This is a genomic window from Citrobacter sp. wls716 (assembly GCF_005280975.1).
In the GTDB taxonomy this organism is placed as follows: domain Bacteria; phylum Pseudomonadota; class Gammaproteobacteria; order Enterobacterales; family Enterobacteriaceae; genus Citrobacter; species Citrobacter youngae.
In genome coordinates this window covers 279,436-299,365 of sequence record NZ_SZWX01000031.1, presented here as the reverse complement: position 1 = coordinate 299,365, position 19,930 = coordinate 279,436, and the positions used below count along the sequence as shown (strand labels likewise).

General features: G+C 52.6%; 20 protein-coding genes. 12 read left to right on the top strand and 8 right to left on the bottom strand.

The genetic code is table 11. The features are described 5' to 3' along the window. Positions 1–23: 23 nt before the first annotated feature. Positions 24–350 (bottom strand): cupin domain-containing protein, encoded by a 327-nt coding sequence (locus tag FDX24_RS11525; protein WP_061068507.1) that lies wholly within the window; start codon positions 348–350, stop codon positions 24–26. Positions 351–491: 141 nt separating this feature from the next. On the opposite strand from FDX24_RS11525, the gene FDX24_RS11520 reads away from it, so the two are divergent. After that, positions 492–1,199 (top strand): aspartate/glutamate racemase, encoded by a 708-nt coding sequence (locus tag FDX24_RS11520; RefSeq protein ID WP_137364360.1) that lies wholly within the window; start codon positions 492–494, stop codon positions 1,197–1,199. Here the strand turns inward: FDX24_RS11520 and FDX24_RS11515 are convergent. Next, positions 1,171–2,106 carry a LysR family transcriptional regulator gene (locus FDX24_RS11515; RefSeq protein ID WP_048213118.1) on the bottom strand — a complete coding sequence of 312 codons (936 nt, stop codon included), beginning with the start codon at positions 2,104–2,106 and terminating at the stop codon, positions 1,171–1,173. The genes FDX24_RS11520 and FDX24_RS11515 overlap by 29 nt on opposite strands. Before the next feature lie 117 nt (positions 2,107–2,223). Between FDX24_RS11515 and lysA the strand changes: the two genes are divergently transcribed. Beyond that, entirely contained in the window at positions 2,224–3,480 is a 1,257-nt protein-coding gene (gene lysA / locus FDX24_RS11510; RefSeq protein WP_137364334.1) for a diaminopimelate decarboxylase, read from the top strand. A 104-nt stretch (positions 3,481–3,584) separates the two neighbouring features. On the opposite strand, the gene FDX24_RS11505 is transcribed toward lysA, so the two are convergent. Both FDX24_RS11505 and galR read right to left on the bottom strand, forming a co-directional pair. After that, complete coding sequence (locus FDX24_RS11505; RefSeq protein WP_048213116.1) at positions 3,585–4,595, bottom strand: LacI family DNA-binding transcriptional regulator; 1,011 nt, start codon at positions 4,593–4,595, stop codon at positions 3,585–3,587. Between the two features lie 13 nt (positions 4,596–4,608). Further along, on the bottom strand, positions 4,609–5,637 hold the full coding sequence (gene galR, locus FDX24_RS11500) for an HTH-type transcriptional regulator GalR (protein WP_048213115.1): 1,029 nt from the start codon (positions 5,635–5,637) through the stop codon (positions 4,609–4,611). A 597-nt stretch (positions 5,638–6,234) separates the two neighbouring features. Between galR and aas the strand changes: the two genes are divergently transcribed. Continuing rightward, positions 6,235–8,394: a bifunctional acyl-ACP--phospholipid O-acyltransferase/long-chain-fatty-acid--ACP ligase gene (aas, locus tag FDX24_RS11490; RefSeq protein WP_101741602.1), complete on the top strand. Its 2,160-nt coding sequence runs from the start codon at positions 6,235–6,237 to the stop codon at positions 8,392–8,394. Continuing rightward, positions 8,387–9,580, top strand: coding sequence for a lysophospholipid transporter LplT (gene lplT / locus FDX24_RS11485; protein WP_101741603.1), 1,194 nt, complete (start codon positions 8,387–8,389; stop codon positions 9,578–9,580). Before aas ends, lplT begins: the two co-directional genes overlap by 8 nt. 82 nt (positions 9,581–9,662) lie before the next feature. Here lplT and FDX24_RS11480 read toward each other — a convergent pair whose 3' ends face one another. The 4 genes from FDX24_RS11480 to mutH all read right to left on the bottom strand — a co-directional run bounded on the left by FDX24_RS11480 (position 9,663) and on the right by mutH (position 12,658). Then, positions 9,663–10,703 carry an NADP(H)-dependent aldo-keto reductase gene (locus FDX24_RS11480; protein ID WP_048213112.1) on the bottom strand — a complete coding sequence of 347 codons (1,041 nt, stop codon included), beginning with the start codon at positions 10,701–10,703 and terminating at the stop codon, positions 9,663–9,665. 106 nt (positions 10,704–10,809) lie between these two features. Further along, the gene (ygdR, locus tag FDX24_RS11475) at positions 10,810–11,028 is read right to left on the bottom strand and encodes a lipoprotein YgdR (protein WP_005123410.1); all 219 of its coding nucleotides are present in this window, start codon (positions 11,026–11,028) and stop codon (positions 10,810–10,812) included. Positions 11,029–11,174: 146 nt separating this feature from the next. Beyond that, a complete protein-coding gene (locus tag FDX24_RS11470) occupies positions 11,175–11,888 on the bottom strand; it encodes a TerC family protein (RefSeq protein ID WP_040232169.1) in 714 nt (237 codons plus the stop codon). 74 nt (positions 11,889–11,962) lie between these two features. Then, complete coding sequence (mutH, locus tag FDX24_RS11465; protein ID WP_061068501.1) at positions 11,963–12,658, bottom strand: DNA mismatch repair endonuclease MutH; 696 nt, start codon at positions 12,656–12,658, stop codon at positions 11,963–11,965. Between the two features lie 684 nt (positions 12,659–13,342). Here mutH and rppH point away from each other — a divergent pair. The 8 genes from rppH (at position 13,343) to FDX24_RS11420 (ending at position 19,920) form a co-directional block, all read left to right on the top strand. Then, complete coding sequence (gene rppH, locus FDX24_RS11455; protein ID WP_003825602.1) at positions 13,343–13,873, top strand: RNA pyrophosphohydrolase; 531 nt, start codon at positions 13,343–13,345, stop codon at positions 13,871–13,873. Positions 13,874–13,885: 12 nt separating this feature from the next. Further along, a complete protein-coding gene (ptsP, locus tag FDX24_RS11450; RefSeq protein WP_115642935.1) occupies positions 13,886–16,132 on the top strand; it encodes a phosphoenolpyruvate--protein phosphotransferase in 2,247 nt (748 codons plus the stop codon). Between the two features lie 190 nt (positions 16,133–16,322). Beyond that, complete coding sequence (lgt, locus tag FDX24_RS11445; protein WP_048213109.1) at positions 16,323–17,198, top strand: prolipoprotein diacylglyceryl transferase; 876 nt, start codon at positions 16,323–16,325, stop codon at positions 17,196–17,198. Between the two features lie 6 nt (positions 17,199–17,204). Next, a complete protein-coding gene (gene thyA, locus FDX24_RS11440; protein WP_005123418.1) occupies positions 17,205–17,999 on the top strand; it encodes a thymidylate synthase in 795 nt (264 codons plus the stop codon). 184 nt (positions 18,000–18,183) lie between these two features. Further along, positions 18,184–18,654 carry a prepilin peptidase-dependent protein gene (locus FDX24_RS11435; protein ID WP_101741607.1) on the top strand — a complete coding sequence of 157 codons (471 nt, stop codon included), beginning with the start codon at positions 18,184–18,186 and terminating at the stop codon, positions 18,652–18,654. Next, positions 18,645–19,208: a prepilin peptidase-dependent protein gene (locus FDX24_RS11430; protein WP_116361172.1), complete on the top strand. Its 564-nt coding sequence runs from the start codon at positions 18,645–18,647 to the stop codon at positions 19,206–19,208. The genes FDX24_RS11435 and FDX24_RS11430 overlap by 10 nt, the downstream gene beginning before the upstream one ends. Beyond that, positions 19,205–19,612, top strand: coding sequence for a DUF2509 family protein (locus tag FDX24_RS11425; RefSeq protein ID WP_048213106.1), 408 nt, complete (start codon positions 19,205–19,207; stop codon positions 19,610–19,612). The genes FDX24_RS11430 and FDX24_RS11425 overlap by 4 nt, the downstream gene beginning before the upstream one ends. Further along, entirely contained in the window at positions 19,597–19,920 is a 324-nt protein-coding gene (locus FDX24_RS11420) for a prepilin-type N-terminal cleavage/methylation domain-containing protein (protein WP_048213105.1), read from the top strand. The genes FDX24_RS11425 and FDX24_RS11420 overlap by 16 nt, the downstream gene beginning before the upstream one ends. The last annotated feature ends 10 nt before the right edge of the window (positions 19,921–19,930 follow it).

Genomic DNA, 19,930 nt, shown 5'->3' with positions numbered 1-19,930 from the left:
AACAAGGTTCGAGAATAGAGAGATTACGCCTGCAGGAAGTCTTCGCGTACCGGGGTGAAGGTATCGAGTAATGTTCCCGGCTGTAAACAGACGCAGCCGTGCATAATATTGGGTTGCTTGTACAGGGTGTCTCCTGCACTGACGACATGCTTTTCTTCCCCAATCGTAAATTCAAACTCGCCCGATAAAACGTACGTGAGTTGTTCATGCGGATGGCTGTGCATCGGGCCAACTGCGCCCTGCTCGAAATTGACTTCCACGGCCATCATTTTGCCATCGTGAGCCAGAATACGCCGGGTAACGCCGTTACCCAGATCTTCAAGCGTGGTTTCTTTATGAAAAATAAACATTCGATATCCTTGCAATAAAATGAAACATTATTTCATTAAATTTATATCAGAAAATAAAAAAAGGAAATGTGCGCCGGCAGATGTGGAAAGTTGATCACATCTTTGGTTCACTGGGAGGACAACCACGAATAAGGGTAAATGATGAAAACGATCGGTCTGTTAGGCGGAATGAGCTGGGAATCTACTATTCCTTATTATCGTCTGATTAATGAAGGGGTTAAGCAGAATCTGGGCGGTCTGCATTCTGCGAAAATTCTGCTGCACAGCGTCGATTTCCATGAGATTGAAGCGTGTCAGTCGAACGGTGACTGGCAGCGGGCAGGGGAGATCCTGGCGCAGGCAGCGGTGGGGTTACAGCAAGCGGGAGCTGAGGGAATTGTGCTGTGTACCAACACTATGCATAAAGTGACCGAGGCCATTGAAACGGCCTGCGATGTCCCGTTTTTGCACATTGCCGATGCAACAGGTCGGGCCATACAACAACAGAAGATGAGTAACGTCGCGCTGTTGGGCACGCGTTACACCATGGAACAGGATTTCTATCGTGGGCGTTTACAGATGGAATTTGGCATTAGCACGCTAATCCCTGACGCTGACGACCGACAGAAAATAAACCAGATTATTTTCGAGGAACTGTGCCTTGGTGAATTTAGCGAAATTTCCCGCGATTATTACCTGAGCGTGATTGAGCGACTGGCTCGTCAGGGGGCACAAGGGGTGATCTTTGGCTGCACCGAAATTGGCCTGCTGGTTCCCACTGAAATGAGCCCGTTGCCGGTCTTCGATACCGCGGCGATCCATGCGCAGGATGCCGTGACGTTTATGCTTTCACCTGAGATTGTAAAATAGCCTCCAGCGGGTCAGTAAGCCGGTGGAGATGGGCCTGTAGATGTGCTGTAAAAGCATCAACCAGCGCGGATGCCGGGCGATGCAGTGGATGGATCAGGCTGACGGTAAAAGGCACCGAAACACTAAAACGCCGGATTACAATCCCGCTGCCTGCGTAATCCAGGGCGGTCAGCGGGTTCACTACCGAGATCCCCACGCCGGCACGTACCATCGCACAAATTGATGCGGCACTGTGCGTTTCTATGACCATTCGGCGCTTGACCTGATGATCATTAAACAGGGTATCCAGCAACTGGCGATAACTGTCGGTGCGCGACAGGCTGATATAGTTTTCCCCCTGAAAATCTTGCGGTGTTAATACTGCTTTCCCGGTCAGCGGATGTCCCTGTGGCAGCACGCAAACTTCATCCAGCGACAGTAATTCAGTGCGTTTAGTCCCGGCGGGGGTATGCAGGGTCTCAGTTAACCCGAGATCGTGGCGCTGTGCCGACAGCCACTCTTCCAGCAGCGGCGACTCCTGCGGCACTATCTGAATATTGACCTGCGGATAGCGCTCGAGAAATGGCTGCAGCAGCGGCGGTAAAAAGGACTGTGAGAACACTGGCAGGCAGACAATCGACAGCTCACCCTGACGAAACTCACGCAGGCTCTCTGCGGCGCTCACAATTCTGTCCAGGCCATACCACGAACGTTGCACCTCTTCAAACAGGCGTAGCCCCTGCACTGTGGGATGCAGTCGGCCTCGCGTACGTTCGAACAGTGTTAACCCCAGAACTTTTTCAAATCTTGCCAGCTCGCGACTGACGGTAGGCTGCGACGTGTGCAGCATCCGTGCGGCTTCCGTCAGGTTGCCTGCTGTCATAATGGCGTGAAAAATTTCAATGTGGCGCAAGTTAACGGCAGGCATCGGCGATCCTCAAATAAACATTCCATATCATTTTTGCATAGACTCGCGATAAAACGATATTTTTTATTCTCTTCGGGCTGTGGCGTAATCATAAAAAAGCCAATACCGGAGCACACCATGCCACGTCCACTCAACAGCACTGATACTGACCTGACCGCAGATAACCTGCTGCGTCTGCCCGCCGAATTCGGTTGTCCGGTATGGGTTTACGATGCGCAGATTATCCGCGCGCAGATAGCCAAACTGAGTCAGTTTGATGTGGTGCGTTTTGCCCAAAAGGCCTGCTCGAATATTCATATTTTGCGTCTGATGCGTGAGCAGGGCGTGAAGGTGGATTCCGTCTCGCTGGGTGAGATTGAACGTGCGCTGGCAGCAGGTTTTGTGCCGGAGAATGATGAAATCGTCTTTACCGCCGATATGATTGACCAGGCGACGCTGGCCCGGGTGCATGAGCTACGTATTCCAGTAAACGCCGGGTCGGTTGATATGCTGGAACAACTGGGCCAGGTTTCGTCAGGGCATCGTGTATGGCTGCGCGTCAACCCAGGTTTTGGTCACGGGCATAGTCAGAAAACCAATACCGGCGGCGAGAACAGCAAGCACGGTATCTGGTATAGCGACCTTCCGGCGGCGCTGGAGGTGATTCAGCGTTATCAACTGAAACTGGTGGGCATTCACATGCATATCGGCTCCGGTGTGGACTACGGGCATCTGGAGCAAGTGTGTGGCGCGATGGTGCGTCAGGTTGTTGAATTAGGTCAGGATTTGGAGGCTATATCTGCGGGCGGAGGTTTGTCGATCCCATATCGCGAAGGAGAAGAGGCGATCAACACCGATCACTACTTCGGACTGTGGAACGCCGCACGAGAGCAAATCGCCAAACATCTGGGGCATCCGGTGAAGCTTGAGATCGAGCCAGGACGTTTTCTGGTGGCCGAAGCGGGTGTGCTGGTGGCGCAGGTGCGCAGTGTGAAAGAGATGGGCAGTCGCCACTTCGTGCTGATCGACGCGGGCTTCAACGATCTGATGCGGCCAGCAATGTACGGCAGCTATCACCATATCTCCGCATTGGCCGGGGATGGCCGCTCGCTGGATAATGCGGCGCAGATTGAGACGGTGGTTGCCGGGCCGCTGTGCGAATCGGGCGATGTTTTTACCCAACAGGAAGGCGGTAAAGTCGAAACCCGTCTATTACCTGCGGTAGTGCCGGGAGATTACCTGGTATTGCATGATACCGGTGCGTATGGCGCGTCGATGTCGTCGAACTACAATAGCCGCCCGCTGCTGCCGGAGGTTCTGTTCGATAACGGCGTGGCGCGACTCATTCGCCGTCGTCAGACTATTGATGAGCTGTTAGCGCTGGAATTAATCTGAATACAGCGTTATGAAACGCCGGATGGCGCTACGCTTATCCTGCCTACGAAATAAACTGTGGGGCCTGTAGGCCGGATAAGGCGAAGCCGCCATCCGGCATCTGATTACGTGAAGTTCGGCCCCGTTGTCACCGATTCCCGTAACACCAGTTTGCCGGTAAACGGTGGGATCGGCTCCACGCTTTCGCCGTTGGCCAGACGGATAGCCTGATCGATTGCCGTGGTTATCATGGTATCGATCGGCAGATAAACGGTAGACAGCCCCGGCTCCAGCCATTTCGCGCTGGGCGCATCATCAAAACCAAACAACGAAACATCCTCGGGGATCTTTAGTCCAGCCTGATGTAATGCTTTCGATGCACCTAACGCCATGTCATCGTTACAGGCGAACAGTGCGCTGAATATCACTCCTTCATCCAACAGTTCACGACAGGCTTCATAGCCTCTGGTCATCGTTGAATCACCGTATTTGACCTTGGCGGGTTCCCAGGGAATACCGTTTTTTTCCAGCGCCTTACGATATCCCATTAACCGAGATTTACCGGTTGGTGTATGGCCTGGTACGGTGATACAGGCAATATCGCGATGTCCTTGCGAGATGAGGTAATCGACGGCCTGAAACGCCGCGTCTTCCTGTTCAAAGAAAATTGCGCGGTCGCGGGCCTGGCTGACGTCGCGGTTAATGACCAGCAATGGCATATCAATGCGGCTCATCAGCGACATAATCGCCTTTTCGCTCATGTAGCGGGTGTAGAGAATAATGGCGTCGCACTGTCGGTCGGCCAGCATTTGAACGGCTTCCTGCTCACGCTCTGGTGTGTCATGGCCGTCGGTGACAATCAGCTGTTTACCGTGAGACTCCGTCTGGCGCGAAGCCTGTTGTAGCAGGCGACCAAAGTAGAAGCCATCAAATGTAGATACCACTAAACCAATGCTGTTGCTGGTGCGGTTTGCCAGTGAGCGCGCTAAAAAATTAGGCCGATAATCTAATGCCTGCATGGCGTTGAAGACTTTCTGGCGCGTGCTTTCTTTAACCTGCCCCGTACCATTCAGTACGCGTGAAACGGTCGCTTTCGATACGCCTGCATGTCGTGAAACGTCTAACATCGTTGTCATGACGCAATCCTGATTAATCGTTTGACAAAGAATTTCCCGGCTCAGTCAGCGCCGAAACGGAATGCCGACGTACCAGCGTTGGGTTAAAGACGTGAGTGATTTCCGGGACCGGGCGTTTTTCGGCCAGCGCCAGCGCCAGTTCGGCGGCCTGGGTTGCCATCGTCACGATAGGGTAACGTACCGTCGTCAGCCGTGGGCGCACGTAGCGTGAAACCAGTACATCATCAAAACCAATCAGCGAGATTTCTCCCGGCACATCAATGCCGTTATCATTTAATACACCCATAGCGCCCGCCGCCATTGAGTCGTTATAGCAGGCGATAGCCGTGAAGTTTTTGCCGCGACCAAGCAGCTCAGTCATTGCCTGCTCGCCGCCGCTTTCATCGGGCTCGCCAAACGTGACCAGTCGATCGTTTACCGGAATATTGCTTTCCGCCAGCGCGTCGTAATAGCCTTGCAAACGATCTTCCGCATCTGAAATGCTGTGGTTGGAACACAGATAACCGATGCGCGTATGGCCCTGCTGAATAAGATGACGGGTTGCCAGCCAGGCACCGTAACGGTCGTCCAGCGCAACGCAGCGTTGTTCGAATCCCGGTAAGATTCGATTGATCAGTACCATCCCGGGGATTTGTTTCATCAATGATGTCAGCTCGGCATCCGGGATAATTTTAGCGTGGACCACGAGGGCTGCGCAGCGGTGGCGAATAAGCTGCTCAATCGCCTGACGTTCCTTTTGCTCGTTATGGTAGCCGTTGCCAATCAGTAAAAAGTTACCGGTGTTATAGGCCACCTGCTCGACAGCTTTAACCATTGCCCCAAAGAACGGATCGGACACATCACCGACTACCAGACCGACGGTTTCAGTAGATTGTTGTGCCAGCGCACGCGCGTTGGCGTTGGGGTGGTAGCTGAGTGATTCCATTGCACTCATTACAGCCAGACGCGATGCTTCGCTGGCTTTGGGGGAGTCATTGATCACTCGAGAAACGGTGGCGACTGATACACCAGCTAGTCGGGCTACATCCTTTATGGTCGCCATGATAGTACCTGTTGTGGGTAAACGCTTACATCCCGCCAGTGTTACGGAAAACGGCTGTCTGTTCAAGCAGATTGCCCGTCAGGACGTCGCAAATGTGAGCGGACACGAGCGAAGTAAGACAGAAAATAGAAAATGAAAACCTTTGCTTACACTTTGCGATGTGCTGTTGCGATTGTTCGCTGGTGAGGGGAGAGAGCGGATTGATAGAGTTGGGATCCCAGAGGTATTGATAGGTGAAATCAACTTTCGGGTTGATCACAAAATTTACACCAGCCTGCGCAGATGCGCAGGTTTTTTTTTGCGTACGGCGTATCTGTAACAGTAACCGATAATTTACACAACTCGTTGCACTTGGGTTCATTCCTTTGCGTTTTCCAACTGGCGGAACGGCGCGGTGACGACCACAATCAAGATCCCAGAGGTATTGATTGGTGAGATTATTCGGTACGCACTTCGTACCTGTCTCTTGCACCGACCTGCGCGGATGCGCAGGTTTTTTTTCGGATTCTATTTACCCGTTATCTGTCGCGCCCATTCCCCAACTCGTATACTCTCCCATCATTGATGTTTATATAATTAATGGCACAGGGAGTTGAGATGCTATTTGGCTTTTTTCGAAATCTGTTTCGCGTGCTGTTTCGTGTTCGCGTCACGGGCGATGTCAGCGCGCTACGGGGAGAACGCGTCTTAATCACGCCCAACCATGTCTCATTTATCGATGGTATCCTGCTGGCGCTCTTTTTACCGATTCGCCCCGTTTTTGCCGTTTACACCTCGATCAGCCAGCAATGGTATATGCGCTGGCTCACTCCACTGATTGATTTCGTACCGCTAGACCCAACCAAACCGATGTCGATTAAACATCTGGTACGCCTGGTCGAGCAGGGTCGCCCGGTGGTTATTTTCCCGGAAGGACGTATTTCGACCACCGGTTCACTGATGAAAATCTACGATGGTGCCGGGTTCGTTGCCGCAAAATCAAAGGCGACGGTGGTGCCTGTGCGTATTGAAGGCGCGGAACTGACCCATTTTAGCCGCCTGAAAGGTCTGGTTAAACAGCGATTTTTTCCGCGTATTCAATTGCATATCCTGCCGCCGACCCAAATGCCGATGCCGGAAGCGCCGCGTGCTCGCGATCGCCGCAAAATCGCCGGTGAAATGCTGCATCAGATTATGATGGAAGCGCGTATGGCCGTCCGCCCGCGTGAAACGTTATACGAGTCGCTACTGGCGGCAAAATACCGGTTTGGCGCAGGCAAAAACTGCATTGAAGATGTTAACTTTACGCCGGACAGCTACCGCAAACTGCTGACGAAGACACTCTTTGTGGCTCGTATTCTGGAGAAATATAGCGCGGAAGGTGAAAAAATCGGCCTGATGCTGCCAAATGCGGGGATCAGCGCGGCGGTCATTTTTGGCGCCATTGCGCGTCGACGCATCCCGGCGATGATGAACTATACGGCGGGCGTGAAGGGATTAACCAGCGCCATTACAGCCTCTGAAATCAAAACGATCTTCACTTCCCGACAATTTCTCGATAAAGGCAAACTCTGGCACCTACCGGAACAGCTCACCCAGGTGCGCTGGGTGTATCTGGAAGATCTGAAGGCCGATGTGACCTTTGGCGATAAGCTGTGGATTTTTTCTCATCTGTTGGCGCCGCATCTGGCACAGGTGAAGCAGCAGCCGGAAGAAGCTGCGGTGATCCTCTTTACCTCAGGATCAGAAGGCCACCCGAAAGGTGTCGTACACAGCCATAAGAGCATTCTGGCGAACGTCGAGCAGATTAAGACGATTGCCGATTTCACTGCCGACGATCGCTTTATGTCAGCATTGCCGCTATTTCACTCTTTTGGCCTGACGGTAGGGTTATTCACGCCGTTGCTGACCGGTGCTGAAGTGTTTTTGTACCCCAGTCCGCTGCATTACCGCATCGTTCCTGAGCTGGTATATGACCGTAACTGCACCGTACTGTTTGGTACCTCAACGTTCCTCGGCAATTATGCGCGGTTTGCTCATCCGTACGATTTCCACCGTCTGCGCTATGTTGTTGCCGGAGCCGAAAAGCTGCAAGACAGCACAAAGCAGTTGTGGCAGGAGAAGTTTGGCCTGCGCGTCCTTGAAGGCTATGGCGTGACGGAATGTGCGCCGGTGGTGTCGATTAACGTACCGATGGCGGCGAAATCGGGAACGGTAGGGCGCATTCTGCCTGGTATGGATGCCCGACTGTTGGCGGTTCCTGGTATTGAAGATGGCGGGCGTTTACAGCTGAAAGGCCCTAATATTATGAGCGGCTATCTACGCGTCGAAAAGCCAGGTGTACTGGAAGTCCCAACCGCAGAAAATGCGCAGGGTCAGATAGAACACGGCTGGTACGACACCGGTGATGTTGTACGCTTTGATGAAAATGGCTTTGTACAGATTCAGGGGCGTGCCAAGCGCTTTGCCAAAATTGCCGGTGAGATGGTGTCACTGGAGATGGTTGAACAGCTGGCGCTGGCAGTATCTGCTGACAAAATGCATGCCACGGCTATCAAGAGCGATGCCAATAAAGGGGAAGCGCTGGTGCTGTTTACTACCGACAGCGAGCTGACCCGTGAAAGATTACTCCAGTATGCGCGCATCCACGGCATTCCAGAGCTTGCCGTACCGCGTGATATCCGCCACCTAAAACAACTCCCTCTGCTCGGCAGCGGTAAGCCAGATTTTGTGACACTGAAAAACTGGGTCGATGAACCGGAAAAACAACATGCGTGAGTCAGTACACACTAGCACGTCAATCTGGTCAAAAGGGATGATGTCCGTTATCGCCGCGCAGTTTTTGTCAGCGTTTGGCGATAACGCGTTGTTGTTTGCTACCCTGGCTTTGCTCAAGGCGCAGTTCTACCCGGACTGGAGCCAGCCAATCCTGCAAATGGTGTTTGTGGGCGCTTACATTTTGTTTGCGCCGTTTGTTGGACAGGTGGCGGATAGCTTTGCCAAAGGTAGAGTGATGATGTTCGCCAACGGTCTCAAACTGCTGGGCGCGGCGAGTATCTGTTTCGGCGTTAACCCATTTCTCGGGTATACGCTGGTGGGTATTGGCGCAGCGGCGTATTCTCCGGCCAAGTATGGCATCCTGGGTGAGTTGACTACCGGCGACAAACTGGTGAAAGCCAACGGCCTGATGGAAGCTTCAACCATTGCCGCTATCTTGCTGGGTTCTGTTGCCGGCGGTGTGCTGGCCGACTGGCATGTGATTGCTGCGCTTTCCGCCTGTGCGCTGGCCTATGCAGGCGCGGTGGTCGCTAACCTGTATATCCCGAAACTGGCCGCGGCTCGCCCCGGTCAGTCCTGGCATCTGGGCAAAATGACGCGTAGTTTTTTCTGTGCCGCCTCCTCGCTGTGGCGCAACGGTGAAACACGTTTCTCGTTGGTAGGAACCAGCCTGTTTTGGGGCGCGGGCGTCACGCTGCGTTTTCTTCTGGTGCTGTGGGTGCCGGTTGCGCTCGGCATTACCGATAACGCTACACCGACCTATCTCAACGCTATGGTGGCTATCGGGATTGTTGTCGGCGCGGGGGCGGCTGCGAAACTGGTGACGCTGGAAACCGTGTCGCGCTGTATGCCTGCAGGGATACTGATCGGCGTCGTGGTGCTGATTTTCTCTCTTCAACATTCGCTGCTTCCGGCCTACGCGTTGCTGCTGCTTATCGGCGTGTGTGGTGGGTTCTTTGTGGTGCCGCTGAATGCGTTACTGCAGGAGCGGGGCAAAAAAAGCGTGGGTGCGGGCAACGCTATTGCGGTGCAAAACCTGGGTGAAAACAGCGCGATGTTGCTGATGCTCGGTATCTACTCACTGGCGGTGTTGGTGGGTATTCCTGCGGTAGCCATTGGCGTTGGATTTGGTGCGTTGTTTGCCCTGGCGATTACGGCGCTGTGGATTTGGCAGCGCCGCCATTAGTCTGTTATATGCTGTTGCAACCAGGCCTACAGGGAACGCTGTCTGTAGGCCTGATAAGCGCAGCGCCATCAGGCGCTAACTGTTAAGGTGCAGGATAGGTATACACCTGATGCACCGCTTCAATCTCTGCCAGCACTTCCTCGCTCAATTCCAGATACAGGCTTTCAACGTTGGTTTTTAGCTGCTCCATCGTCGTGGCACCCAGCAGTGTGCTGGCGACAAACGGCTGACGACGCACGAATGCCAGCGCCATTTGCGCAGGATCGAGGTTATGGCGTTTGGCGATATCCACATAGGCAGCTACCGCTTTTTGCGTTTGTTCGCTGCTGTAGCGCGTAAAACGGCTAAACAGCGTATTGCGTGCGCCGGCAGGTTTGGCACCGTTCAGGTATTTACCGGTTAAGGTGCCAAAACCAAGGCACGAGTAGGCCAGTAGCTCAACGCCTTCATACTGGCTCACTTCGGCCAGTCCAACTTCAAAGCTGCGGTTTAGCAGGCTGTACGGGTTCTGGATAGTGGCGATACGCGGCAGGTCATGTTTGTCTGCCAGGTGCAGATAACGCATTACGCCAAACGCGGTTTCGTTGGAAACACCGATGTAACGAATCTTACCTGCACGCTGAAACTCTGCCAGCGCGTCCAGCGTATCCAGTAGGGAAACGACCGGCGCGGAGTCCGTCCAGCTATATCCCAGCTTACCAAAGCAGTTGGTCGGACGCTGCGGCCAGTGGACCTGATAGAGATCGAGATAATCGGTCTGCAGTCTTTTCAGACTGTCGTGCAGTGCCTCACGGATGTTTTTACGATCCAGCGCCTGATTCGGTCGAATGCCGCTGTCGTTGTTACGTGATGGTCCACTGACCTTCGACGCCACGATTAGCTTTTCGCGGCTGCCGTGTTTGGCGAGCCAGTTGCCCACGTAAGTTTCGGTGAGTCCCTGGGTTTCTGGACGAGGCGGTACCGGATACATCTCGGCAACGTCGATTAAATTTATGCCTTGTGCAACGGCATAGTCGAGCTGTGCATGTGCGTCGGCTTCGCTGTTTTGTTCACCAAACGTCATTGTGCCCAGCCCCAGTGTACTGACTTCCAGCGAGCTGTGGGGTATACGGTGATATTGCATAGCCGTTTCCTTTTTATAATCACGACATAAGGATTATAAAAATGGCTGAGGGAAGGGAAAAAGGGAAGCAAAATTGTTAAGGCCAGCGCGCTGCTGACCTTAACCATCAACGCTCAATGATTTGAGAGACTTCGTCGCGGTTAATTTGCATCGCATTGCCTTGCTGATCGTGGTAACTCACCAGACCGGTATCATCGTCAATTTCTGGTTTACCATCGGTCAGGATCATTCGACCATCTTTTGTTGCCATCACATAATCACTGCTGCATCCGGAAACGGCAAAAGCCAGCCCGACGGCGGAAATTAAAACTGCCCATTTTTTCATCTGCTTATCCTCACATGGCCTGCGTCTGACACTAGTTTAGTAATAACGCGAAGTTGTGCAGGGCGAAAGCAGTAAAATCTTAATCTGTGAGAGAAGGAAGGTGCGCGGGGAGTATTCGCTCCCCATGGGGGGAGCGATAGTGTCAGTCAGAGTGGATTTTTTTTATTGCGCCACAGGTTCAGGGTCTCTACAGCGATAGAGAAGAACATAGCGAAGTAAATGTATCCTTTCGGAACATGGACATCGAAGCTTTCCAGGATTAGCGTGAAGCCAACCAGTATCAGGAAAGAGAGTGCCAGCATTTTTACCGAAGGGTGACGATCAACAAACTCACCGATTGGGCGGGCTGCAAACATCATTACGCCCACGGCAATCACGACGGCTGCCATCATAATAAACAGATGATCGGACAAGCCTACTGCGGTGATTACTGAGTCCAGACTGAAGATAATATCCAACAGCATGATCTGCACAATCGCGCCCAGGAAAGAAGAGACGCGGGTTTTCAGCCCTTCCTCTTCGCCCTCAATGGATTCGTGGATCTCTTTACTCGCTTTCCAGATCAGGAACAATCCGCCGAGCAGAAGGATCAGATCGCGCGCTGAAATCGCCTCGCCAAACAGTTCGAATAACGGGTTAGTGAGCCGCGTTACCCAGGCGATGGATGCCAGCAGCGCCAGACGCATCACCATCGCTGCCGCCAGCCCGATTCGTCGGGCATGATTACGTTGTGCTGTTGGGAGTTTTGCTACAACCAGAGAAAGGAAAATAATATTGTCGATCCCGAGAACGATCTCCAGCAGCGTCAGCGTACCGAGCGCCAGCCAGGCGTTAGGATCGGTTATCCATGCAAATAACATCAAACAAAGTCCTGCCAAAAAAAAGAAGCGGTAATTATAGGCGCGTAACGCGACGGGCGAAAGGTCAGGGTGTGTTATTGAGCCTGGAATAGAAAATGCCGTTCCAGCAATGCGCGAGTGAAGTTCTTTTTCAGGTAAAACCCGCGGGGCAGAGTCAGGATCGGTTCGCCATGGGCGCCAATGGCCTCGGTCAGCGCCCGGGCGTTAGCGGCTTTAGGACGCAGTTGCAGCACTTCCCCATGGCGAGCGGTGATGCGTTCGACGTGGCCTAGCACTATCATGTCCATCAACTCTTCCCAGTCCAGACGCAGTTGTCGATCTTCCTCTTCATTCGGACTCCACAGCAACGGAGAGCCAACGCGCCGTTCAGCCACAGGGATGCTGCGTTCACCTTCTACGGGTATCCACAACACGCGTTTAAGCTTGTGTCGAACATGGCTGGTTTCCCAGGTCACGCCGGTATTACCGGTTAACGGTGCCACGCAGACAAAGGTCGTTTCCAGCGGTCTGCCAAGGCTATCTACAGGGATCGTTTTTAACTCCACACCCAGCGCGGCAAAATCCTGCTCCGGTTTACTGCCCGCACTGGCCCCAAGCCAAATTTCCAGCAGCACGCCAATCCAGCCTTTGTCCCGCTTCAGATCCTTTGGCGCGACGAGTCCTGCCATCGCCGACAGTTCTCCCAGCGTGTAGCCCGAAAGTTGCCGTGCCTGGTGCAGCAACTGGGCTTCGGATTCAGGCGGAGAAAGCAATGGATGGAGTTCTGGCATCAGGGTTACCCTTGGGTTAAAAAATGAGCAATGATTTTATACCGTGTGGACAGAGTTTATCTTTTTCCACATGCTTTATCCAATTGCATGATTTATAGTGGTTTTTATATTTTGATGTAAAGGGTTGCGCAACAGAAAACCGGGTTTTCCAATTCTGGTCACTGACAATGAACAGGATCTTACACCATGTTATCCACAGAAAGATGGGATAACTGTGAAAAACCCCCACTACTGTTTCAATTTACAGCCTTGACGTGCGACGAAAATCGAATTTTCACACAAATTGTGCCTAACTTATTGGCATAATCTGTGGATAAAACCAACGCTGGTCGATCTTTCATCAGCTCGAAGATCGTATGCGTGACGTGCATCACATTTCTGCATGTTTAGCTACAGTTGTTGCTTTTAACTTAATGAATATATAAGACTATTTTTTGAGTGTGACGGATGTCTTGTTCAGACTGCTCCGGGTTTTCCCATAGTAATTCCGTACTTCTTCACAACTATATCCACAGAAAAGGTGAATAAAATCGCCTATGTAGCATATCTTCTGTTTATAACTCGGCCCTTTGCTGTGAGTTATTCAATTGTTATTAGAATATCGCGCCCTTAACAGAGTGGTTTACCGCCCCTCTGGAGTGTGAAACAATCGTTTGTATATAAGGTTTATGTTGAGGTAGTCCGGTGATTGATGACGATGGCTACCGCCCGAATGTAGGGATAGTAATTTGTAACCGCCAGGGGCAGGTCATGTGGGCCCGGCGATTTGGTCAGCACTCCTGGCAATTCCCGCAAGGCGGGATAAATGCAGGAGAGACAGCAGAGCAGGCGATGTACCGGGAACTCTTTGAAGAAGTAGGTCTGAGTCGTAAAGATGTGCGGATCCTTGCTTCTACTCGTAACTGGTTGCGTTACAAGTTACCGAAACGTTTGGTGCGTTGGGACACAAAGCCGGTTTGTATCGGCCAGAAACAAAAATGGTTTCTTTTGCAGTTGGTCAGTAGCGATGCTGAAATCAATATGCAAACCAGCAGTACACCTGAGTTCGACGGCTGGCGCTGGGTGAGTTACTGGTATCCGGTTCGACAGGTGGTGTCATTTAAACGCGATGTCTATCGCAGGGTGATGAAAGAATTCGCAAGTGTTGTGATGGCGCTTCAGGAGAGCACTCCTAAGCCGCAAAGCGCACCTGCGTACAGACGTAAAAGAGGTTAAGCTACGCAAATTATGCTCACCCGCCTGCGCGAAATAGTCGAAAAGGTGGCCAGTGCCCCACGTCTCAATGAGGCGTTGAATATTCTGGTTACTGACATCTGTCTTGCGATGGATACAGAGGTCTGCTCGGTCTACCTGGCCGATCACGACCGACGCTGTTATTACCTGATGGCGACCCGAGGACTTAAAAAACCACGCGGTCGCACTGTTGCACTGGCGTTTGATGAAGGGATCGTTGGCCTGGTTGGCAGGCTGGCGGAACCTATCAACCTTGCCGATGCGCAAAAACACCCCAGCTTTAAATATATTCCTTCGGTGAAAGAAGAACGCTTTCGTGCGTTCTTAGGCGTACCTATCATCCAGCGACGCCAGTTATTAGGCGTCCTGGTGGTACAGCAACGTGAGTTGCGCCAGTACGACGAAAGCGAAGAATCTTTTTTGGTCACGCTTGCCACACAAATGGCCGCTATTCTGTCTCAGTCGCAGTTAACCGCGCTATTTGGGCAATACCGGCAAACGCGTATCCGCGCATTGCCTGCCGCCCCCGGCGTGGCGATCGCTGAAGGCTGGCAGGATGCCACGTTACCGCTGATGGAACAGGTGTATCAGGCTTCAACGTTGGATCCAGTGCTTGAGCGTGAACGTCTGACTGGCGCACTGGAAGAAGCCGCAAATGAATTTCGCCGCTACAGTAAGCGTTTTGCTGCCGGGGCACAGAAAGAGACGGCGGCAATTTTTGATCTCTATTCGCACCTGCTCTCCGATACCCGTCTGCGCCGCGAGTTGTTCGCGGAAGTGGATAACGGCTCGGTGGCCGAGTGGGCGGTTAAAACGATCATCGAGAAGTTTGCCGAACAGTTTGCCGCGCTAAGCGATAACTATCTCAAAGAACGCGCCGGGGATTTGCGCGCGTTGGGGCAGCGTCTGCTGTTCCATCTTGACGACTCTGTTCAGGGGCCGAATGCCTGGCCGGAACGTTTCGTGCTGGTGGCGGATGAGCTGTCTGCCACTACGCTGGCGGAACTTCCCCAGGACCGGTTGGTAGGGGTTGTCGTCAGGGATGGTGCCGCCAACTCTCACGCGGCGATTATGGTTCGTGCGCTGGGTATCCCGACCGTTATGGGGGCCGATATCCAGCCGTCGGTGCTGCATCGCCGCACGCTGGTGGTGGATGGCTATCGTGGCGAACTGTTGGTTGATCCGGAGCCGGTATTAATCCAGGAATATCAGCGTCTCATTAGTGAAGAGATCGAACTGAGCCGCCTGGCGGAAGATGATGTTAATCAACCGGCACAGTTGAAAAGCGGCGAGCGCGTGAAGGTGATGCTCAATGCGGGTCTCAGCCCGGAACATGAAGAGAAGCTGGGTAGCCGAATTGACGGTATCGGGCTGTATCGTACTGAAATCCCGTTCATGCTGCAAAGCGGCTTTCCATCTGAAGAAGAGCAGGTTGCGCAGTATCAGGGTATGCTGCAGATGTTTAACGATAAGCCCGTAACTCTGCGTACGCTGGATGTCGGTGCCGATAAACAACTGCCGTACATGCCCATCAGCGAAGAAAACCCGTGCCTTGGCTGGCGAGGGATCCGCATAACGCTCGATCAGCCAGAGATCTTTTTGATCCAGGTTCGCGCCATGCTGCGTGCCAACGCGGCAACCGGAAACCTGAGCATTTTACTGCCGATGGTCACCAGTATTGATGAAGTGGATGAAGCGCGACGCCTGATAGAACGTGCCGGACGCGAAGTGGAAGAGATGATCGGCTACGAGATCCCAAAACCACGCATTGGCATCATGCTGGAAGTCCCGTCGATGGTGTTTATGCTGCCGCATTTAGCAAACAGGATCGATTTTATTTCGGTTGGGACCAACGATTTGACCCAGTATATTTTGGCTGTCGATCGGAACAATACACGCGTTGCCAGTATTTATGACAGCCTGCATCCGGGGATGTTACGTGCGCTGGCAATGATTGCGCAGGAGGCGGAGAAAAGCGGCATCGATTTGCGATTGTGTGGTGAAATGGCGGGTGACCCGATGTGTGTCACCATCCTTATTGGGCTTGGTTTCCGTCATTTATCGATGAACGGGCGTTCTGTAGCACGTGTGAAATACCTGCTGCGCCATATCGATTTTGACGAAGCGCAAACGCTGGCGCAGCGCAGCCTGGAAGCGCAACTGGCGACGGAAGTACGCCATCAGGTGGCGGCCTTTATGGAGCGCCGTGGCATGGGAGGATTGATTCGCGGAGGATTGTAGGCCTGATAAGCGTAGCACCATCAGGCAATACGGGGGGTAAAGATTACCTATACAGATCTTTTACATCTTCCCGGCATCCGCTGCGATCCCCTTGTGCTATCATTCGCACCTTTGGAGCGCCTGCATTATGCAGGCGCGCTTATCAATTGCTGTCTGACTTCAGCGAAATAACAAGAACTTGTGGTGACAGATGACCAGTAGCTATCTGCATTTTCCGGATTTCGATCCGGTCATTTTCTCAATTGGACCCGTCGCGCTTCACTGGTACGGCATGATGTATCTGGTGGGGTTTATTTTCGCGATGTGGCTGGCGACGCGCCGGGCTAATCGCCCGGGCAGTGGCTGGACCAAAAACGAAGTAGAAAACTTACTTTATGCAGGCTTCCTCGGGGTCTTCCTCGGCGGGCGTATTGGCTACGTGCTGTTCTATAACTTCCCGCTGTTCCTTGATAACCCGCTGTATCTGTTCCGCGTCTGGGATGGGGGCATGTCCTTCCATGGCGGGCTTATCGGGGTGATTCTGGTGATGATTATCTTCGCCAAACGCACCAAGCGTACATTCTTCCAGGTCTCTGATTTTATTGCTCCACTGATTCCGTTTGGTTTGGGCGCAGGCCGCCTGGGTAACTTTATCAACGGTGAACTGTGGGGACGCGTTGACCCTAACTTTAAGTACGCCATGCTGTTCCCTGGCTCCCGCACTGAAGATATTTTATTGCTGCAAACCAATCCGCAGTGGCAGTCTATTTTTGACACATACGGCTCTTTGCCTCGCCATGCCTCACAGCTTTATGAGATGGCGCTGGAAGGGGTTGTGCTGTTTATCATTCTTAACCTGTTTATTCGCAAACCTCGTCCGATGGGCTCGGTTTCCGGTCTGTTCCTGATTGGCTATGGCGCGTTTCGTATTATCGTCGAATTCTTCCGCCAGCCGGATGCGCAGTTTACCGGCACATGGGTCCAGTACATCAGCATGGGGCAGATCCTGTCTATCCCGATGATTGTCGCAGGTATTATTATGATGGTTTGGGCGTACCGTCGCAGCCCGCAGCAACACGTTTCCTGAGGAACCATGAAACAGTATTTAGAACTGATGCAAAAAGTGCTGGATGAAGGCACACAGAAAAACGACCGCACCGGAACCGGAACGCTTTCCATTTTTGGTCATCAGATGCGTTTTAATCTGCAGGAAGGGTTCCCGCTGGTTACGACTAAACGCTGCCATTTACGCTCGATCATCCATGAGCTGTTGTGGTTTTTGCAGGGCGACACCAACGTTGCCTACCTGCATGAAAACAACGTCTCAATCTGGGATGAATGGGCTGATGAGAACGGTAATTTAGGTCCGGTTTACGGTAAACAGTGGCGTGCATGGCCAACACCGGATGGCCGCCATATCGACCAGATCACGACGGTGCTGAACCAGTTGAAAAACGACCCGGATTCCCGTCGTATTATCGTTTCAGCGTGGAACGTAGGCGAACTGGATAAGATGGCGTTGGCGCCGTGTCATGCGTTCTTCCAGTTCTACGTGGCGGATGGCAAACTCTCTTGCCAACTGTATCAGCGTTCATGCGATGTGTTCCTCGGTCTGCCGTTCAACATCGCCAGCTACGCCTTGCTGGTTCACATGATGGCGCAGCAGTGCGATCTTGAAGTCGGTGATTTTGTCTGGACAGGCGGTGACACGCACCTGTACAGCAACCATATGGATCAAACACATCTGCAGCTTAGCCGCGAGCCACGTGCGCTGCCGAAGCTGGTTATCAAGCGTAAACCAGATTCAATTTTCGACTATCGTTTCGACGACTTCGAAATTGAGGGTTACGATCCGCACCCAGGCATTAAAGCGCCGGTCGCTATCTGATCGAGGCTAATCCTGTCACAACCGGCGTCTTATGCGTCGGTTTTTTTTTGCCTTACATTCTATTCTGCGGCGTTGATTCCTGAAATTTTGCAACGTGATGTAATGCGATAAATATTCTCCGTAGCTTGCCGAAGAAGCTGAATTTCCCCCTCGTTATTAATTTCTCTCACGCCATACTGGCGACATGAAAAAACAACAAGGCTACACGCTTCTCGAAACCCTGATTGCAATGCTGATTATCGCGGCGCTTGGCGCATCAGGGTTGTACGGTTGGCAGCGCTGGCAACAACAGCAGCGGTTATGGCAAACAGCCAGCCAGGTGCGGGATTACCTGCTGCAATTGCGCGAAGATGCTAACTGGCGTAATCGTGATCACGTCATCAACGTGCTCCGCGAAGGAGGAACATGGTGTCTGGCAAGCTCAGCGACGTCACAAACTTCGTGTCAGCCGGTTTCACCGTTGATTTTTACGCCACTCTGGGCTGATGTCGAGATGGCAGAGATAACACCGTCACTGGCTTTTTTTGGCCTACGTAATACCGCATGGGCCGGGCATATCTACCTGAAGAATGCTGCAGGTGAATGGCGTGTGGTGGTGTCTGGTTGGGGACGAATCAGGCTTTGCGAACGCGGTGAGGCGGATCAATGTCGGTAAGTGAACGTGGCTTTTCACTGCTTGAGGTGCTTATCGCTATGGTGATAAGCAGCATTTTACTCCTCAGCGCTGCGCGATTTTTACCTGCGCTGCAGCGAGAAATTTTGCAGAACACTCGTCAGCTAGTGCTTGAAGATGAGCTCTGGCAGCGGATCTATACCGTGGCGAAGCATCTCCAGCGGGCTGGCTATTGTCGGGGAAACTGTATCGGAGAAGGGCTGATGATATCAGCCGCGGGAGACTGTGTGATTGTACGCTGGGATGCCAATAGCAACGGTGTTTGGGACGATATTCCGGCAAAGGAGGCCGATGCCGTTGGGTTTCGTGTTCAAGATAAGGTGCTGGAAACCTTGCGTGGCGCAACAACCTGCGTGGGAAAAGGTTGGGATAAAATGACCGATCCGGATTCTATTCAGATTGAGGTATTTCAGGTGGAGCGCCTGAATATCAGCGGATTTGCGCCAGTGCTTTCGTTGCACCTGCGCGGGAGAAGCAACGCCGAACCTCAAAAGGTCATTGAGGTATTCTATGACGTCACAGGATTCAACCTGTGAACCGTGAGCGAGGTGTTTCATCGCTTGCAATGGTGCTTTTACTCCTGGTACTTGGCAGTCTGTTGCTGCAAGGCGTAAGCCGACAGGAGGCGAGTTTTGCGTCGCGGGTGGCAACGGAAAGCCAGTCGCTACAACATCAGGCAGTGGTGCAATCCGCCATGGAATGGGCACGTATGCAGCCCTGGAGTTTGCAGATGGCAACGCAGTGTCGACGCTATTCCACACAGGGTGCGACAGTCTGCCTGCGTGTGCTCGACGACGATCTTGTGCTGCTTATTGCGCAATATGAAGGTATATCGCTATGGCGTCAGGGGATGATTATCGAGGGTACTATCGAATTCTCAGCGCATGGCTGGAGCGATTTCTGCCCGTTAAAGGTGCTGGCGTTATGTCTGATACCCTGAACAGACAGCGTGGTTTTAGCCTGCCGGAAGTGATGCTGGCAATGGTGCTGATGATTATGATCGTGACCGCGCTTTCCGGATATCAGCGGGCGCTGATGAAGAGCTTTTTAGTCAGAAGCCAGTATCAACAATTGTGGCATCACGCCTGGCAGCAAACGCAGTTGCATATGTATTCACCACCTTTAAACTGGCAAATTAACCGAATGCAGACAACGATAGCGGGATGTGTCAGCATCAATGTTAAAATTACTTCCCCTCTGGGCAGGCAGGGTCAGATGACACGACTGCACTGCCCAAATCGTCAGTAGTCAGGAGTTG